20 protein-coding genes are annotated in these 17,639 nt (G+C 44.8%); 14 read left to right on the top strand and 6 right to left on the bottom strand.

Annotated features, from left to right (window positions below):
* The first annotated feature begins 7 nt into the window (after window positions 1-7).
* Genes ACL934_RS15640 through ACL934_RS15605 form a run of 8 tightly spaced genes read left to right on the top strand, consistent with a single transcriptional unit; the run spans window position 8 to window position 7,310 of the window.
* Entirely contained in the window at window positions 8-829 is an 822-nt protein-coding gene (locus ACL934_RS15640; protein WP_374075003.1) for an MlaE family ABC transporter permease, read from the top strand.
* Window positions 829-1,590 carry an ABC transporter ATP-binding protein gene (locus ACL934_RS15635; protein WP_374075001.1) on the top strand — a complete coding sequence of 254 codons (762 nt, stop codon included), beginning with the start codon at window positions 829-831 and terminating at the stop codon, window positions 1,588-1,590. The genes ACL934_RS15640 and ACL934_RS15635 overlap by 1 nt, the downstream gene beginning before the upstream one ends.
* Window positions 1,587-2,957 (top strand): MlaD family protein, encoded by a 1,371-nt coding sequence (locus ACL934_RS15630; protein ID WP_413612550.1) that lies wholly within the window; start codon window positions 1,587-1,589, stop codon window positions 2,955-2,957. The genes ACL934_RS15635 and ACL934_RS15630 overlap by 4 nt, the downstream gene beginning before the upstream one ends.
* A 15-nt stretch (window positions 2,958-2,972) precedes the next feature.
* Complete coding sequence (locus ACL934_RS15625) at window positions 2,973-4,739, top strand: tetratricopeptide repeat protein (RefSeq protein ID WP_374074997.1); 1,767 nt, start codon at window positions 2,973-2,975, stop codon at window positions 4,737-4,739.
* The gene (locus ACL934_RS15620; RefSeq protein ID WP_413612549.1) at window positions 4,739-5,380 is read left to right on the top strand and encodes a hypothetical protein; all 642 of its coding nucleotides are present in this window, start codon (window positions 4,739-4,741) and stop codon (window positions 5,378-5,380) included. Before ACL934_RS15625 ends, ACL934_RS15620 begins: the two co-directional genes overlap by 1 nt.
* Complete coding sequence (locus ACL934_RS15615) at window positions 5,380-6,348, top strand: 3'-5' exoribonuclease YhaM family protein (protein ID WP_413612548.1); 969 nt, start codon at window positions 5,380-5,382, stop codon at window positions 6,346-6,348. Before ACL934_RS15620 ends, ACL934_RS15615 begins: the two co-directional genes overlap by 1 nt.
* A complete protein-coding gene (gene epsC / locus ACL934_RS15610) occupies window positions 6,341-6,847 on the top strand; it encodes a serine O-acetyltransferase EpsC (RefSeq protein WP_374074992.1) in 507 nt (168 codons plus the stop codon). Before ACL934_RS15615 ends, epsC begins: the two co-directional genes overlap by 8 nt.
* 25 nt (window positions 6,848-6,872) lie before the next feature.
* Window positions 6,873-7,310 (top strand): DUF962 domain-containing protein, encoded by a 438-nt coding sequence (locus ACL934_RS15605; protein WP_374074990.1) that lies wholly within the window; start codon window positions 6,873-6,875, stop codon window positions 7,308-7,310.
* Window positions 7,311-7,648: 338 nt separating this feature from the next.
* Here the strand turns inward: ACL934_RS15605 and ACL934_RS15600 are convergent, their stop codons facing one another.
* Window positions 7,649-8,008, bottom strand: a complete 360-nt coding sequence (locus tag ACL934_RS15600) for a hypothetical protein (RefSeq protein ID WP_413612547.1) — start codon at window positions 8,006-8,008, stop codon at window positions 7,649-7,651.
* Window positions 8,009-8,193: 185 nt separating this feature from the next.
* Here ACL934_RS15600 and rpsD point away from each other — a divergent pair, with 185 nt between their 5' ends.
* A complete protein-coding gene (rpsD, locus tag ACL934_RS15595) occupies window positions 8,194-8,820 on the top strand; it encodes a 30S ribosomal protein S4 (protein ID WP_374074986.1) in 627 nt (208 codons plus the stop codon).
* Window positions 8,820-9,038, top strand: coding sequence for a hypothetical protein (locus tag ACL934_RS15590; protein ID WP_374074984.1), 219 nt, complete (start codon window positions 8,820-8,822; stop codon window positions 9,036-9,038). The genes rpsD and ACL934_RS15590 overlap by 1 nt, the downstream gene beginning before the upstream one ends.
* On the opposite strand, the gene hrpB is transcribed toward ACL934_RS15590, so the two are convergent.
* The 3 genes from hrpB to ACL934_RS15575 are packed head-to-tail and all read right to left on the bottom strand — an operon-like array spanning window position 9,032 to window position 12,949.
* Window positions 9,032-11,563: an ATP-dependent helicase HrpB gene (hrpB, locus tag ACL934_RS15585; protein WP_413612546.1), complete on the bottom strand. Its 2,532-nt coding sequence runs from the start codon at window positions 11,561-11,563 to the stop codon at window positions 9,032-9,034. The genes ACL934_RS15590 and hrpB overlap by 7 nt on opposite strands.
* A 1-nt stretch (window position 11,564) precedes the next feature.
* The gene (locus ACL934_RS15580; protein ID WP_413612545.1) at window positions 11,565-12,221 is read right to left on the bottom strand and encodes an SAM-dependent methyltransferase; all 657 of its coding nucleotides are present in this window, start codon (window positions 12,219-12,221) and stop codon (window positions 11,565-11,567) included.
* On the bottom strand, window positions 12,221-12,949 hold the full coding sequence (locus tag ACL934_RS15575; protein ID WP_413612544.1) for an HAD family hydrolase: 729 nt from the start codon (window positions 12,947-12,949) through the stop codon (window positions 12,221-12,223). Before ACL934_RS15575 ends, ACL934_RS15580 begins: the two co-directional genes overlap by 1 nt.
* 123 nt (window positions 12,950-13,072) lie before the next feature.
* Here ACL934_RS15575 and ACL934_RS15570 point away from each other — a divergent pair, with 123 nt between their 5' ends.
* The 4 genes from ACL934_RS15570 to ACL934_RS15555 are packed head-to-tail and all read left to right on the top strand — an operon-like array spanning window position 13,073 to window position 16,149.
* The gene (locus ACL934_RS15570) at window positions 13,073-13,966 is read left to right on the top strand and encodes a phosphate/phosphite/phosphonate ABC transporter substrate-binding protein (RefSeq protein WP_413612543.1); all 894 of its coding nucleotides are present in this window, start codon (window positions 13,073-13,075) and stop codon (window positions 13,964-13,966) included.
* 1 nt (window position 13,967) lies between these two features.
* On the top strand, window positions 13,968-14,747 hold the full coding sequence (phnC, locus tag ACL934_RS15565) for a phosphonate ABC transporter ATP-binding protein (protein ID WP_413612542.1): 780 nt from the start codon (window positions 13,968-13,970) through the stop codon (window positions 14,745-14,747).
* Window positions 14,722-15,735 carry a phosphonate ABC transporter, permease protein PhnE gene (phnE, locus tag ACL934_RS15560; protein ID WP_413612541.1) on the top strand — a complete coding sequence of 338 codons (1,014 nt, stop codon included), beginning with the start codon at window positions 14,722-14,724 and terminating at the stop codon, window positions 15,733-15,735. Before phnC ends, phnE begins: the two co-directional genes overlap by 26 nt.
* Before the next feature lie 9 nt (window positions 15,736-15,744).
* A complete protein-coding gene (locus ACL934_RS15555) occupies window positions 15,745-16,149 on the top strand; it encodes an acyl-CoA thioesterase (protein WP_374074968.1) in 405 nt (134 codons plus the stop codon).
* Between the two features lie 58 nt (window positions 16,150-16,207).
* Here ACL934_RS15555 and ACL934_RS15550 read toward each other — a convergent pair whose 3' ends face one another.
* Both ACL934_RS15550 and ACL934_RS15545 read right to left on the bottom strand, forming a co-directional pair.
* Complete coding sequence (locus ACL934_RS15550; protein ID WP_413612540.1) at window positions 16,208-16,831, bottom strand: hypothetical protein; 624 nt, start codon at window positions 16,829-16,831, stop codon at window positions 16,208-16,210.
* A complete protein-coding gene (locus ACL934_RS15545; RefSeq protein WP_413612539.1) occupies window positions 16,785-17,336 on the bottom strand; it encodes a transglutaminase-like domain-containing protein in 552 nt (183 codons plus the stop codon). The genes ACL934_RS15550 and ACL934_RS15545 overlap by 47 nt, the downstream gene beginning before the upstream one ends.
* Window positions 17,337-17,639: the final 303 nt, after the last annotated feature.

The raw sequence follows: 17,639 nt of genomic DNA, 5'->3' as shown, positions 1-17,639 counted from the left end.
GGAAACTATGTCGCACAACGTATTTAGTTTTATTTCGGGTTTAGGAGCTTTCGCTCTGAAAATGACCCGTGGATTGATCACCGAAACCGGTCGCATCATGCTTTTCTTCAACGAAAGCGTGCGTTTGATTTTTGCAAAACCTTCGCGATTTCCGGAAATCATTCGTCATATGGAGTTTATCGGAAATCAGTCTATCGGTATCATTTGCCTTACGGGTATATTCACGGGACTGGCTCTTTCGTTTCAATTGTATTTAGGTTTTAAACTTTTTAATGCCGTGAATATGGTGGGCCCGACAGTGGCCTTAGGTATCACGCGTGAATTAGGACCTGTGTTGACAGGTTTGATCGTGGCCGCTCGTGCTGGTGGAGCGATGGCTGCGCGCTTAGGAACGATGCGTGTGAATGAACAAATTGACGCCCTGGATGTGATGGGCGTGAACACGAAACAATATTTGATCTCTCCGCGTATTGTCGCGGCGGTGATTTGCATGCCGTTGCTTGTAGCGGTGTTCGATTTCGTGGCTATGCTGGGAAGTTACTTCTTGTGCGTGAAACTTGTGCAATTGGATGAGGCCGTGTTCTGGCAAAAGATCGCTGACTTTATTGAAGTGAAGCACATCAACGAAGGTCTTTTTAAAGGCATGGTGTTTGGAATTTACTTTGCTGTGATTTGCACGTACCGCGGATTTAATACCACCGGCGGAGCAAAAGGTGTGGGTGATGCTACCAACCAAGGCGTTGTGCAAAGTATGGTCGGCATCATTATTCTTGATTACTTTGTGACTAACTTGATTCGTTTCTACTATAACGTGATGGGAATTTCGTAATGAGTGAATCTGCAGTTTCACTTCGTGATGTAAAAAAATCCTTTGATGGCGGGAAAGAGTTTGTCCTGAAAGGGATCAACTTGGAAATTCCTAAGGGCAGTTTGACAGCAATCATCGGCTTTTCCGGAACGGGAAAAAGCGTGATGCTCAAACATCTCTTGGGACTTTTTAAACCCACTTCGGGGAGCATTGAAGTTCTCGGCACAGACATCAGCACTCTTTCAGAAGATCAACTGACAAAATTCCGTTGTAACTTTGGGGTTCTTTTCCAATCGGCGGCGTTATTTGATGATATGACCGTGTTGGAAAATGTCTGCTTTCCTTTATTTGAACATCGTCGTGATTTGAAAGAAGCGCAGGTCCTTCGTATAGCCGAAGAAAAACTTGTGCAAGTCGGTTTGGAGGCCAAACATTTTGGCAAACTTCCAAGTCAGATCAGCGGAGGAATGCAGAAAAGAACCGGTCTAGCCCGAGCTCTCGCCCTAGATCCAGAAATCTTGATCTATGATGAGCCGACCACGGGTTTAGATCCCATTCTGACGGAAATGGTGGATAATTTGATTCTGAGTACGCATAAATTAAGAGAGGGGACGACCTCTATCATGGTGTCCCATGACTTATCCGCCGCATTTAGGATTGCCGACTACATTGCGATGTTGGATAGTGGCCGAGTTTTACTGTTTGGTACTCCAGAGGATTTCTTCAAAACCGATATCGAGTTGGTGAAGAGGTTCGTGAATAAAGGGATGAAACATCAATGAATTGGCTTCGCGCTGCAGAGTTTAAAGTAGGAATGTTAGTGATCGTGGTGGGATCTTTGATCGCCGTCATGTCTATGCAGGTGAGCGATGATCCTTCATACCTTGGACGCTCAAAAAAAGCCTGGTTTCTTCTTCCCAACGCCGGCGGTCTCGTTAAAAATTCCGCGGTTCGTTCGGCAGGTATTCCCGTCGGTGTGATTAAAAATATCACTCTTCAAGACGGCAAAGCTCGTATTGATATCACGGTGAAATCCGATGTGCCTTTGACGACTTCTGCTTCCATTGAAGTGAAGGCGCAAGGGATCTTGGGTGACAAGCACGTCGAAGTTTATCCGGGTTCTCCAACAGATCCTCCTCTTGAAGATAATGCTCAGATTCTGACTATTAGAGATGGGGGTTCTTTGGATAACTTGATGGCGCAAGTTTCTGAAGTGACTTCGTCGTTAAAAGAAGTGGCGAAAAATCTTCAGGAAGCGACATCTGAAGACGGCACTCGCAAACACGTCTTGGGTCGCATCGTAAAAAATATCGAAACGTTGACCGGTGATCTGGCGCAAATGACGACAGAGAACAAAGATAAAGTCGGCGATATCGTGGATGACGTTCATGAGATCACGGCCTCTTTGAAAGAGGTCATGAATGACAAAAGCGAAACGGGTTTAAAAGAAACTTGGAAACGTTTGTCGAACTCTATGAAAAACCTGGATGAGATCACGTCAAAAATCAACAAGGGTGAAGGGGCCATCGGTAAGCTCGTCAGTGACGAACAAACGGCTGAAAGTGTTTCTTCTGCGATTGATGGTTTAAGTGGTTTGATGGACACAGCCAACAAAATCCAAACGGCGTTTGATTTCAGAGCCGAATATTTGGGTGATGTGGGCGCAACGAAATCTTATATCGGTGTGCAAATCCAACCGGGTCTAGATCGTTACTATTATATCGCGGTGGTGGATGACCCGGCTGGTGTGGTTGAGACGACTCGCACGCAAGTGACTGGCACGGGCGGCGGAGCTCCTTCGGATTACACGGAAGTTAAAACGTATCAGAATAAAATTAAGTTCACTGTTTTATTCGCGAAGAATTTCTGGGATCTGACTCTTAAAGGGGGTTTGATCGAGAACTCGGGCGGTTTTGGAATCGACTATTACTTCTTCCGTCGTAAGTTGAAACTTTCTATGGAAGCCTTCGACTTTAGTAAAACAAATTTCCGCAGCTCTCTTTCGTACACATTGTATCGTGGTATCTACATTACGGGTGGTATTAATGATGCCTTCGATAAAGCGGGTGCAAGATCCGGATATCTGGGTGCGGGACTTTTCCTGACGAACGACGATCTTAAACTTCTCTTAACCAAAGCACCTTTTTAATCTATGGCAGGCGACGTGAACAGCACCGAGAAAAACTGGCTAGTTAAATCCTCCACCAGGATTCTCGGACCTTTTACGTTGGGTGAAGTTACAGAGCACCTTAGATCGAAACAAATTTCCATTATTGATGAAGTCCGCCAGCCTGAAGGACGTTGGAGCTATATTCGTGAAAATAAACTTTTCATGGATATCGTGCGTAACATTCGCGAAGAACAGGACTCTCACTCCGAACAAACCATGACTCAGTCAATTGCCCAACACACGGCCATCACACGCACTGATGTCATCCATATGACAGATGATTTGACGCCGACTCCGGTTCCGCCGAATTTAGATCTGACACCGCCTCCCGTTCAACGTGAGACGATGAAAGATGTAACTCCGACGGTGGAGCCTGTGAATACACGTTCTGTTGCAGCTCCGGCGGCGGCGAAAAGTTATGGCGCCAGCGGCGACTCTCGTTTGCAGGGAAAGATTCGTCAAAAATCCAATGTCATTCGTTGGAGCATGATCGTGGCAGCAGTGGCTGTGGCGGGAATTGTGATCTTTGGTCTTTCACAAAAAGACAAAAAGAAAAGCATGGGCTATGAAGAGCTCATGGGGCAGGCGATTCGCTATAAGACACTCGGTCTTTACGAAAAATCTTTGCAGGCTTATATGAAGGCCAGCAAACTCAAAGAGCCTGATGCGGAATCGCAAGTGCAAATGGCTTCGGTCTTGATTTCTGAAGACCGTCAAAGTCTTTTAGGACGCAGAATTTTAGAGAGAGCTTTGGTGCAAGAAGGTCGCAGTCGTGCTGAGATTGTTGATGCTTATCTTGGAATTGCCGTTTCTTATATGATGGATGGTGATTTAAAACAGGCCGAAGATACTCTGCAAAAAGCCATTGGCCACGAACCTTTCAACGTCTCTGCTTTACTGAACTTGGCCATCATTCAGCAGAAAAAAGGAAACTATTCTGAGGCGATGCGGGATTTCGATGGCATCTACCGTAAAAATCCTCAATCTGTTTTGGCTCTTTTTGGTCGTGCTCTTTCAACGGTGGAATATGCGAAAGCGAATTCCGATTCCAACGCTTTGCTCGCCTTGATCCGTGATATTAAAGCCAACGTGCAAAAGACAGGTTACTTGCGCCAGGAACTTCTGTTGTTTGTTGTCTATGCACAAAGTTTGTTGGGAGATGTGGACGGAGTAAATCAATCCGTCGTGCAATTCCTCAATCAGATGCCGGGACAGGCGCGCAACTACACCCATCCTTTGCATGTAGAGTGGCGTTTTACCCAATGGGATTACTTGGAAAAATATTGTGCGGAAGTTTATCAGAAACAAACGCCTCACCCAGAACTTAAAGCTTTGCGTGCCGTTTGTTTGATGGAAGTAAATCGCGACTCGGATGCAGCGAAACTTTTGCAAGAGGGTTTGGCGGAAGCGCCGAAAGATCCTTATGTCTTGGCCACTCAAGCAAGTTATCTTGCTAAAATTGGCCGCTTGCCTGAAGCAACGACCCTTTTAAAAATGCCAGAGCTACAAACTTTGTCAGTAAAGAATCTTTTGTTGGGTGATATTTGTATTAATACACAAGACGTCAGTTGTGCTCAAACTGCTTATACTCAGATTTATAATCAAGATCAGAAAAGTGCGACTGCTCTTTATGGTTTGGCGTGGGTGGTGATGCGCAATAACGATCGAACCTCCGCTTACGACTACGTTCGTGCGGGTTTGCAATCAGAGCCTAACTTTCTTCCGTTATTAGAGTTGAGGGATCAACTGGAGTACGAGTGATGAAAAAGCCTTTATGCCTGCTGCTTTTGGCGTTGAGTGCCTGCACGGTGAATCCCGGCTATCACGTGGAAGAATATCAAGAAGTAAAATTTGAAGATCTGGCGGACGATATCAAGGTTCCGACAAAAGCGTGGGAGCTGATGGAGTTGAAGTCTCCTGAAGAAGCCCAGGTCAGTGCGACCAAAAATTTAATTTTTTCCGAAGTAAATGTGTTTTTAGTGCAAAAGAACTCAGGCATTGTCGAAGGTGAGGCGGTGAAAATCGTTTTGCCAAAGGGTGGCGGTACGATAGATCTTTCTCGCTTTATCACGACTCAGAAAGGTTCTTTCTATGTGGGATTTGAATTTCCTGCATTTGAAACCGCGACCGCTAAAAAAGTCATTTTTGTCAGCGGCACCCGCAAAAGAAAAATCGGTCATCAAGTGTTTGGTGCCGGTTGTAATCAGTTTTTTGATATCACAGAGAGATTCTTTAAAGAAATGAAGGGCGAGGGGCTTAAAGTGAACACCACCCAAGAACGTTATCTCAGCGTTCTGGGCGGAACTTTCTTGTTTGCCGCGCAAAAAGACAATGATGTGCGCTTGGCCCAAGTGACATTTAAGAATGCTCAGTATTCACCACTGTTTTGCGAGGTGCAATAATGGAAAGACAAAGTATCCAAAGTCTTAAAGACAAAGACGCTGTCGATTCTCTTTACCTCGTTAAAGAAAAAACCGTCGCTGTCGGTAAAAATGGCCGCCCTTTTATGGGGCTGCAATTAGGGGATTCTACGGGTTCTATTGATGGCCGTCTGTGGGATCGCGTGGATGAATTGTCCCGTGAATTTGAAGTGGGCGACGTTTTGCGTGTCAAAGGGCAGGTTCAGCTTTTTCAGAATCGCAAACAGTTGATCGTCCATCGTTTGGAACGTGTGGATTCAGCGACAGTGAACTTTGAGGACTTTATTCCTAAAGCTTCAAAGAATGTTGAAGACATGCTTGTTGAGCTTTTACAGATGGTGCGCACGATGAAGAACGATCATCTTCGTCAACTTGTGCTCGATACGTTGGAAGATCCGGAAATTCGCCCGATGCTTTTAAAAGCACCCGCTGCAAAATCCATTCACCATGCGTGGTTGGGGGGACTGCTGGAGCACATTCTCTCGATTTGTAAAATCATGGATTTCATGGGAACTCATTATCCATTCTTGAATCGTGACTTGCTGATTTTTGGCGGTATTTTTCACGACATCGGAAAGCTGTGGGAGCTTTCTTACGATAACGGCATTTCCTACACGGATCGCGGTCGTCTGATTGGGCACATGCAGATTGCTTGTGAACTCATAGATAAAAAGGCGTCTCGCATTTTGGGATTTAACGAAGAACTGCGTGACATCTGTAAGCATATTATCTTAAGCCATCATGGAAAGTTGGAATATGGGTCTCCGAAAAGACCGAAATTCCTGGAGGCCATGGTTGTAGCTATGGTCGATGACTTTGACAGCAAAGTGAGCACTCTGAAATCTGTGATTGAAGCCGAGCGTGGTTCGGGTGAAAAGTGGTCTCGCTATAATGAACTATTTGACCGGTACTTCCTGCTTGAAGACCTAAAAGAGAAACTCAATGATTGATCGTGTTCTGGAACTTTTGCGCACTTATAAAAACTACGATCCCGCAGCGAAATCTTTAATCGAAATCGCTCTTTTGTATCCGGGGCCGAAGTCTTTGTTCTGTCATCGTATTGCCCATGCGCTTTATAAGGCTCATCTTTATTTCCTCGCGCGCTTGGTCGCTGAAATATCACGCTTGCTCACAGGTATTGAAATTCATCCTGGAGCGCAAGTGGGCAAACGTTTGGTGATTGATCATGGCATGGGTGTTGTGATTGGTGAAACTGCGGTTATCGGGAATGACTGTATTATTTTTCACGGTGTCACGTTGGGCGGATTAAAGTTTGATCCTGTGAAACGCCATCCTACCGTGGGAAACAAGGTATTGATCGGCACGGGTGCGAAAGTTTTGGGACCTGTGACCATCGGTGATGGTGCGATGATCGGAGCTAATGCCGTTGTAACTAAGGATGTTCCTGCGGGAGCTACGATGGTGGGACCGCTCGCTCAGCAGAAGTAACGTTGAATCTCAAAGAGAGGTTTTTATGAAAACATTGGATCAGTGGTTTACCGAATACAGTGACAGTCATCAAAACCGTACCAATCAGATAATTCATAAGATCTGTGTGCCTTTGATCTTCTTCACCGTCGTCAGTCTTTTGATCTTGATTCCTTATAGCTTAGGCCCGATTCGTATTGGGGAACTGGTTATCGCAGTTGCTTTAGGGTGGTATTTTACTTTGGGACCCAAGGCTTTCGTCCTGATGTTGGTCCAAATAGCGATCTGTTATGTCCTTCTTTACGCGCTGAGACAAGTGGCTGAGCCTCTTATTCCACTCATCGTTATTTTCGTTTTAGCCTGGATCGGACAATTCGTTGGGCACAAGATTGAAGGAAAAAAACCTTCATTTTTCAAAGACTTACAGTTTTTGCTCATCGGGCCGTTGTGGGTGGCGAAGTCTCTGTTTAAAAGAGCTTTCTAATTCTCAACCCGTTTTCATGACCCAATACTAATATTAAAAGCATCGCTTGCTGCCGTGCATTTCTGAGAGAATGAGGGAGTTCTTAATCTAGCAGAAAGGAGTTCGGCTATGAAGCAGACAGAAACAATCCAGACGACTCCAACTACGAACACACTTCAGGAGAGCACAGTAACGGCTACTCCAGTTCGTAAGAGAAGTCGCCGTCGTCGCTTACCCGCGTGGTAGGACCCGGACGCAGCAACAGCAGTTTTCTCTGCGTTGGTCGTCGTCGACGTACGAGTAGTACGCCTTCCTCCTCCCGCCTTGATAAAACTGCTGTTACTGCGTCCTAGTATTTTTTAGTATAACGGTTTTTCTTCGCACTCAGCTTTTGCGGAATAGCTTGCTTGGCCGATAGTTCCGAAAATTTCCCAGCCATCTGCTTGGCGAGTTAAGTAGCGTTCTGCTGTGTCGTCAGTTGGAAGAGAGATCCAACCTTCATTGTAATCTTCAGAGTCAATTTCCAAAGAGTTTACTTCTCCGTTGGGAGCGATCAAAATAAGTTCCAATGAGAATCTTTTTGCAGGGTCTTCGTAAGTTTGCACGATCGCAGATGTGATATCAGTTTGATCGAGGTTTTTGCAGTTAAGAAGAACTTCAGACGCGGCCATGGCTTTGAAACCGAACAAGACAGAGGCTAAGGCAATAAGTGTTTTCATCGTTAATCCTTTTGTTGGAGCGGGTTCTAACAAAGCTCACTAGCACTTTCAACTTGTTTTCAATCTCAATTTCCTTTCATTCGGTTTTCTTCCGATTTTCATTTCACCAGAAATTTCAGGAAATCCTGTTCTTTCCACGCAGAGGCTTTTAAATCGTCTAACGACATTTGAAGGATAAGAGATCTATGAATAGAAAAGGCAAAACGGCTCGTTTTAAAAGACAAAGAAGACTTCTAACGGAACTTCCCGGAATGGGGAAGGCGGGTGCGCTGGAAAGACGCCCTTATCCTCCGGGTCAGCACGGTTTACAACGCCGTAAGTATTCTGAATTTGCTTTGCAATTAGAAGAAAAACAAAAACTTCGTTTCCACTACGGTCTTCATGAAGAACAATTCCGTCGCATGATCAATAAGGCGAAAAAATCCAAAGCTACGAACTGGGTTGAGGCTTTGGTAAACCTTCTTGAAAAACGCCTTGATAATGTGGTTTTCCGTATGGGATTTGCACCCAGCATTCCGGCGGCAAAACAATTGATCTCTCACGGCAAAGTACTTGTGAATGGCAAGAAGGTGAACATCGGGTCTCAAGTGATCCGTGTGGGCGACAAAATTTCTTTGAAACCTGAAGCTTACGAAAATCAAGTTTACTTGCAGGCAAAACAAGCTCCGCGTCTTCCTCTTCCAAGCTTTATGAGCAAAGAAGAAGTTGCAGGTAAGGAAGAAGGCCGTTTGACAGATGAGCCGAATTTGGAAGCAGTTCCTTTTGCTTTCGAACCAGGTCTTGTCATCGGTTACTATTCAATGAGGGGCTAATGAAAACTTCAAAATTCATCGAAGCAGAACAAATTGCTTTCGAAGAAGTCACAACAGATTGGGTTGCATTAAAACTCGGCGACGAAAAGTTCGTGATCGACATGGATACTTTGTACGATCTGGCTTTTCGTAGTGCCGCGTTCTTGTCTTTCTTAGAGGGACGAGAAGAACAGCAAGGCGCATGTCCTTGTGAAAATCTCGAAGTCAAAGTTCACTGACGACGACGACCTTTGGCCTCGGGGATTCCATCAGCGGGATCTTCAGGCCATTGATGCTTCGGATATTTAATACGAAGTTCTTTGCGAACCTCCGGATATCCATTCTTCCAAAAGCTTTCCAAACTTGACGTCACTTGCACCGGGCGGAAGTTCGGTCCCAAGAGATGTAAGGTCACGGGGATTTTTCCAAAGTAAACTTTCGGTGTTTCCATCATTCCAAAAATTTCCTGAATACGAACTTCCAGATAAGGACTTTTATCCGACGGATAAATCACGAGGATCTTACTGCCACTGGGGACTTCGATGCGCTCGGGAATTTCCTTTCTTAAAGTCTTAACAACGTCCTGAGGGAACACGCTCTCAAAGAAAAAGACGAGATCTTTTTCCATCACCGTTTGCATTTTATTTTCACCGAGGCATGCTTGGCTAAAGGCCTCCAGTTTCAGAGCTTCACTATCAAGGTTTTGCGCCTCTTGTCTTTCTAAGAACGCAAAGCGAGTCCACCAGTGAGCTAATTTTTCATTAGCTTTTAAAACTAGATCAAACTTGTCAGTCAAAATCTGTGGAAGTTTTTCGGCAATGTCCGACGCCGAAGCCGGAGTGAGGGCTGGTTCATCTAAAGGAAGATCATGCAAAGAACGATATTCCCGAGTGAAAAACTGTCCTTTTTCTTCCACGAAAGTGACATCTTTGGACTTCTCGATATTTTCTTTAAAGTTTTGCAGAATAAAATCTTTGTCAAAACCGCAAGCCAGGCTCACCACTGTTTCCGCATCAGAGCTGCCTTCAACTCCATTTAAGGCGACGAAAAACTCGGAGGACTTCACCAGGCTTTCCGTTTGAAGTTTAACTCCGCGCCCCCCCACCATCAAAGCGCGTTCGGATTTCCCTCGACGACGGCATAGTCTGTCGGCATAGGCTTTTAAGAGAATTTTTTTGGTCAGCAGTAACGAGTCTTCTTTACTCTTGACCGATTCTTGCGAGTTGCTTAAACGCTTTGCCAGGTCGGCGATTTGGCGCGCCGATTGATCGACGGTTTGCAAAGAATAAAAAGAAGCTTCTTTCGGAGCTCGTTTGTCCCGACGAAATTGTTGCAACACTTCGATACGAACCGCGAGATCATTTTCAAAATTATCGCCAATAAAGGAATTTACGGCTTCTCTTTTGAGAATATCACGCTCTTGCAGTAGAGCGGCCATTTCAGAGGCGAGTTCCGTAGCTCCCATCTCCATTCCAACCAGCATCAGTTTGGCCAGACGGACGGGGAGAGGGAAGTGAAGAATCTTTTTTCCTAATTCGGTGATTTTATTCTTTTCATCTATGGCACCGGCAATCTTTAAAAAGCGTGTGGCGTTTTGCAAGGCCACCGTCGGAGGTTTTTCAAACCAACTGAAGGCTTCAAAATCCGTAACACCTTGAGCACTTAAGAAAAGTAAACTTTCCGTCAGATCAATTCTTTGAATCTCTGCCAGTTCACTTTTATTAAACGACAATTCATCCATTTTGTTCCACAGACGATAGCAGACGCCGGGGAATTGGCGGGCGGCACGACCCGCTCTTTGAATGGCACTTGAAAGACTGATGCGCCCTAGTTCCAGACGAGAAAATCCCGTGCGATGATCTTGTTTCATGTTTTTCGCTAGACCTGAATCAATCACCGTATTCACGCCATCTAAAGTGACGGAGGACTCTGCGATATTTGTGGAAAGAATAATTCTTTGTCGAGCAGACTTTTGCAGAGCTCGTCGCTGATCTTCAAGATTCAAAGAACCATGCAAAGGGATCAAATCAATATTTTTACTTTCAGCCCAGCTTTGCAGGGTGTTTTGCGCGCGATCAATTTCACCGACGCCGGGAAGAAAGATCAGAATATCTTTGTCCGTTTGAGCCTGGGCCTCTTTGGTTGTTTGCAAAAGACTGTCATAGAAAAAGGGCAGAGTTTGTAAAAGCTGCGAGCCTTTTTGATAGCGGACATCCAACTCAAATAATTTTCCGGGGACTGTGACGACGGGACAATGTCCCAAGTAGGCCGAGATTTTTTCTGCTTCTAAGGTTGCCGACATCACAAGAATTTTAATGTCGCGCCCAAGTTCTTGCAGTTCCCGCAAAAGTCCCAAAGCCAAATCCACATGCATGGATCTTTCGTGGAACTCATCCAGAATCACAAGATCTACGTCAGACAGTTCAGGATCTTGAATCATCTGTCTTGCTAGAAGGGCCTCGGTCATAAAAATCAGACGTGTTTCCGAGGAAGTTTTATTAGCAAAGCGGACTTGGTAGCCGACTTCGCGCCCGACCTGCCAGCCTTGTTCCTCGGCAATACGATGTGCGGCTGCGATAGCCGCCATTCGACGAGGCTCCAGTACGATCACTTTTTTCTTTACGACCTTTAAAAGTGCAGGGGGGAGACGAGTTGTTTTACCAGCTCCCGGGGATGCTGTGATGACTAAATTGCTTCCGCTCTTGAGTTGTTCCTCAATGGCCGGAGTAAAGTCATCAATGGGAAGGGAGATCAACTGCGACATCTTATGCCGGATAAATCAAAAGCATGAACTCCGCTTTTTCGAAACGAAGTCCGGAAATAATTTTATCAATAGGTCCTTCAAGGACACTTTCATCTTCTTGAGAAAGATTGAGAGTCAGTAAGAACTTTCTTTGTGAGAAATGCTCTTTCATATCGTTCAAAGTTTTTTTCAAACGATAGGGAGTGTCCATCACGATGATGGCGCGTTTTTCCTTGGTTAATTCTTTCAAAGCTTTTCCGCGGGCCTCTGTTTCCGCAGGTAAAAAACCACGGAAGACAAATTCATCCAGACGTTGACCGCTTAAAGACAAAAGCCCCATCAGCGCTGAAGCGCCTAAAGCTGATTTTACCGGAACATTCTTCTGGCGGCACAGACGCACTAGATCGGCTCCAGGATCGCAAAATCCGGGTGTTCCACAGTCTGTGACCAGGGCCACATTTTTTTCAGCGCACAGGGGAACTAAGGCTGCTTTATCCGCAGGGGTCGAATGTTCATCGAGCACTTCATAAGTTTTCCCCGTAATGCCGTGAGAACGGAGAAGTTTGGAAGCCTCTTTCGTGCTTTCACAGATCACCACGTCGCAGGATTTAAGAATTTCCAAAGCGCGCAATGTGATTTCAGTCGTGTCACCAATGGGAGTTGCAACCAGATAAAGCATTAAGATCCTTTTTGCGAAAGAAGGAAATTCATAATACGCGGAATATTCACAGGCGGTTGAGCTTTGCCTGCATGAGTGCTTTCAAAGAAAATCATTTCCACGTGAGGGCAGTATTGAACAAGATGATTGAGGTTCACGGGCTCATTTTCAAAGAAATAAATTTTAGCAAAGCCATTTTTGTCGGCCTCAATAAAATAATCCGTTTTAAATTGAGCATCGTCCATACTGCGATGAGGTTTCAAAACCAGAGTCGCTTTTTCATGCAGAGGGAAACCCCATTGTTGTAAAATTTCTTTGGAGCCAATCCCCATTCTTTCCACATCTCGACCTGTCAGGTAAACGATCTCGGCGCCAGCTTTGTCGACAGCCTCGACAAACTCAAGAGCCCCATCATAGAGGCTATCGAATTGCAGATAGTGATTTGAAAAGAAATGTTTTTGCCAGTATTCGCGAACAGCTTCTTGAAATTCCGGATGATGTCCATCCAAACCTGCGCGTTGAAGCGCTCCTTGAATGCCCCAATCCGTACGAAGAGTTTTGATATTTTTAAAAAGGGCGACTTGTTCCGGAAAGCGTTTTTGATTTAAAGGTGATGCTGCAAAGTCGAGAAGAATTCGCTCCACACGAGGGCTGACATCAAAAAGTGTGGAGTCCAAATCGAAGACTACGAGACTTTTTTTGCCCTGCTTGGTGAGGTCCTGAATATTAACAAGAATCTGACTCAACATTTTTACCTCTGGCACAGTCCAGTTCCCACATCCTGCGCCAAGCGCCCATACAAGTCTAGTGAAATCAAAGACTTTTCTTGCCCGAAGACGGTGATTTTCTATAATGAATTGGGAGGCAACAACATGAATAGACTTCTCTCAACGATAGTCCTGATGGGCGCTCTTTCTTTGTCTGCTTGTACGTTTAAAAAAGACGCTTTGGGAACGGAAAAAAATCCTATCAAATTTCATCTTGTGCCTGCGGTTGATGCGAAGGTTTTGACCGACAATGCAAAAATTCTTGAAGAGTATTTGGAAAAAAACACACCCTACAAATTTGAAATTACGATCCCTCAATCTTTTGTTGCGGTGGTTGAGGCCTTTGGAACAAAACGGGCGGATGTGGCGGCGATCAACACTTATGGATACTATCTTGCTCACAAGCAGTACGGAGCTGAAGCGCGTTTGACGGTGATTCGGTACGGTCTTGCCACTTATCAATCTCAGTTCTTGGCTCATGCGGATAGTAAAATTAAATCTCTCAAAGATCTTGCCGGGAAAAAAATTGCTTTTGTCGATCCCGCGTCGACGTCAGGTTATCTTTTGCCATTAAAGACTTTGAAAGATCGCAAGATCGAGCCCAAAGATATTGTCTTTGCGATGAAGCACGATTCGGTTGTGACAATGATTTACCAACGTCAAGTGGATGCCGGGGCCACTTATTACAGTCCTCCGCAAAATGGACATATCGAAGATGCGCGCCGTTTGGTGAAGACTCAGTATCCAGATGTTGAACAGAAAGTAAAAATCATCGAACTTTCAGAGCCCATTCCCAATGATCCCATCGCTTTCCGCAAGGACATGCCGGAAGAGATGAAAGAAAAAATCGTCGACACCCTTTTGCAGTTTGCCGCGACAGATGAAGGAAAAAAAGCAATTGATTTGATGTTGGGAGCGACAAACTTTAAAAAAGCGACCGATGGTGATTACGACACCGTCCGAGAGATGCTAAAAACCTTGTCGCCAGAGGGGAAATAACGTGAGCACCCCTCTTTTGAGTGTGCGAAACCTGACAAAAATTTATCCCGGCGGAGTGAAAGCTCTGAAGGGCGTGAACCTTGAAGTGCAACAAGGAGAGTTTCTTGTTGTCATTGGTTTAAGTGGTTCCGGTAAGTCCACATTGCTTCGTTGTTTGAATCGTTTGCAAGAACCCACGTCGGGTCAAATTTATTTTGAAGGTCAAGACATTGGTGGTTTGCAAAAAACGGAAGACATTCGTTCTTTGCGAAAAAAGATGGGCATGATCTTTCAGCACTTCAACTTAATTCCCCGTCAGAGTGTTCTTAAGAATGTTTTGATGGGACGCCTTGCTGAAAAATCAACGTGGCAAAGTATCTTGGGTCTTTTTTCTGAGGCCGAAAAGAATGAGGCTCTTAAAAACTTACAATTAGTCGGTATTGCGGAAAAAGCTTTGGTGCGTGCCGATCAATTGTCGGGTGGGCAAAAGCAGCGTGTGGCCATTGCCAGAGCTCTAACGCAAAAGCCGACGTTGCTACTTGCTGATGAGCCAGTGTCATCGTTGGACCCGGCCACTTGCCATGTGGTGATGGATTGCCTCAAGAAGATTAATCAGGAACTTGGCATTACGGTGATCGTAAATTTGCACTTTCTTTCTTTAGTTAGAAAATATGCGACACGAGTCGTAGCCTTGAAAGACGGGGAGTTGGTATTCACAGGTCGTCCGGAAGAAATCACGGAAGAGTGGTTCAAACGTATTTACGGAGAGGGTGCTCATGATTTTTCGAAAAACGATCTTTGATGGCATTCTGTTCGCATTTCTGTTCTCGGTGGCGGCCGTTGTTGTGTTCGTCACTTCGGAAGAGCAGCTTCTAAATCTTGGCGCAGTCAGTGTGTTTGTTTTGGTCTTTTTTGCCTTGGGCTGTGGGTTCAGCCTTCTTTTAAAAAAGCAAAGTGTTGTGACGTTGGGGGATGTTTTATTTAAGACGTCGCCTCCGACTTTGGCGGACAAGGCTTGGTATCGTCGCTTTTGGGGATGGCAGCTTTTGCTGTCCTTGCTTGTGGCATTTATCGTTGCTCTTAAGAAAACGGAATTTTCCTTCATCGAAATTTTTGACGAGAATGGCTTTGCCGGAGCGGTTCGTCTGTTTAAAGGATTGCTTCACCCGAATTGGGATGTACTTCCTCGCGCGGTTCTCAATATCGTCGAAACGGTTTTTATGGCGTTCCTGGCAACGAGTCTTGCCATCCCTGCGGCATTTATTCTTAGCTTTTTCTGCGCAAAAAATATTATGCGAGGACCTTGGGCTCAGGGAATTTATTTTGTCCTCCGAACAATGTTAAACATCACTCGATCCATTGAGGCATTAATTTGGGCCATTATCTTTTCTGTGTGGGTGGGCATTGGTCCTTTTGCGGGAATGCTCGCCTTGATGATTCACTCCATTGCTTCTTTAGCAAAACAATATTCTGAAATGGTGGAGTCGGTGGAAGAAGGACCGATTGAGGCGATTGAATCCACGGGCGCAAATAAACTTCAGACTATTTGGTATGCGATTGTTCCTCAGGTGCTTTTGCCGTATATTTCATTTACGGTGTACCGCTGGGACATCAATGTGCGTATGGCAACGATCATCGGTCTTGTTGGTGGTGGTGGCATTGGCACGATGCTGGTGCAGTATCAAGGGCAGGCGATGTGGCGGGAAGTCGGTTGCATTATCGCGGTGATCGCGGTGGTTGTGTGGGCTTTGGATCTTGCCTCAGCCCATATCCGTGAAGCGCTGAAGTAGAGGTTTAATATGTCGGAAGTAAGTCAGTACAAAATCACAGTTCGTGAAAACCATGTCGATTCTTATGGTCATATCAACAATGCCACTTATTTGTCGTTGTACGAAGAGGCTCGTTGGGAATTGATCACACCGCGCGGATATGGATTTAATGAAATTCACAAACTCAAACAAGGCCCTGTGATTCTGGAAGTGAATTTAAAGTTCTTAAAAGAAATCCGCTTGCGTGAAAACATCACGATCACGACAAAGCTTCTGCACTACAAGGGCAAAGTCGGCCAAATGCTTCAACAAATGGTCAAAGACGACGGCACCGTGGCCAGCGAAGCGGTTTTCACCTTCGGTCTTTTCGATATGAAAGAAAGAAAACTGATTGAGCCCACTCCAGAGTGGAAAAAGGCTCTGGCGATAGAGTAGGGAGTGAGCACTTAGTGTTCGAAAAAACTAGTGGTAGTGATTAAGTCTTACTAAGTCGCTACCAATAATTCTTAACTTCCTTATAGCGATTATCATAACGAATTTCGGCGGTAGTCATCGGGCCGTAACGTTTAAAGGCATTCACTGCCTGGACCTGAATTGTATTTATGCCGTCAGCAAGTTTAAATGTAATTTGATTCTTCTTTAAAATCTTTTTCTTACCGTTAATGAATACTACGTACGACTGAAACCATGGCATGCTATTCCTAAGAAGCAGAGTGATCTCGGGTTTCGCGAAATTCAAGTACGCGTGCTCTTTATAGTCCTTTAGATCTTTCCAGCTTACTGTTCTTCTGGGTGGACGTGTTTCAAACTGGATATGGCAGGCATTTACCGGAGCATCAAAAATTTCTCGCGAGACATAGACCGGAGATTTATCTGCAAAACCTTGGAAGGTGATAGCAGGTAGAATTCCGTTTCTTTTGCAGCCGATATTTTTTAAATTCATCTGTTTGGTATAAAATGCCTTGAGGCCACCGATTCGCGCTGACCAGACGTACCGTCTTACAAAGTTCTCAAGGACTTTTAAATGAGCCCTATTGTTCTTAACATAAGCCAAAGTTCGCTCTGTAAATTTAATAGATGGTTTTTTTTCCATCAACGATAAGTTCAGCAAGCTCATTGTAACTTAATGGAATATTTCTGCTAAGTGCGTAGGCGTGAATCTGAGGATCTATCCACACCCATTTACAAAGTTGGTTATCAAAATATTCAGCAGTAACGTGTCCATGCCCGGAGGAGCCCAAACCAGGGTTTTTTGTCGTGACATTAAGTACACGAGCAGGAATGCCAACACTTTGGCAGAGTTGTACGAAAACCGAAGCAAATTGCACGCATGCGAATGAAGCGCCTTTTTCTGCCAATTTCAAAATCGTCAGCGCATCTTGTTTTTTAGGATTAGAATTAAATCCATCGTGTCCCCATGCTTCAGAGGTAAATTTCGCAATTTTCAAAGCTTGAACAAAATCAGTTTCATCCTTGGATATAATCTTTTCGATTTTGGTATAAGAACGAAGTCTTTCAACACCTTGATTGGTAAGAGGATCAGTTGGTAAAAACGCGACATCACCGAGTGAGCTAGGTTGTTCGAGAAAAGTTAAATAGATTCTTTTGGGCTTTTTTGACATATTGAAGAGTTACCAAGGATGCACGACTTTGTCATCTGTCTAAAGATATCCGGACTCTAACAGCGGTCGATTTCACGTGATCACATTGCCAGCATACTTCGGCGAGCAACGCTTTTTTAAATTAGAATCAATATGAATCCATCGCCTTGTGTTGATTCGTTTGTAATGAAGATTTCTCTTGCGGAGATTTCGTCGAGCTTTAGTCTAGCTGCTTTTGAAAGATATTCCTCTCGGAGAGCCGCTTCTTATTTTAGAATTTATTTCTTCGTAACGACCAAGTTAGAAGCAAATAGACGTCTTTAT

This window comes from Bdellovibrio sp. HCB-110, from assembly GCF_047323225.1.
Lineage (GTDB): Bacteria > Bdellovibrionota > Bdellovibrionia > Bdellovibrionales > Bdellovibrionaceae > Bdellovibrio.
The sequence above is the reverse complement of the archived record's forward strand: the minus strand, read 5'-3'. Positions and strand labels throughout refer to the sequence as shown.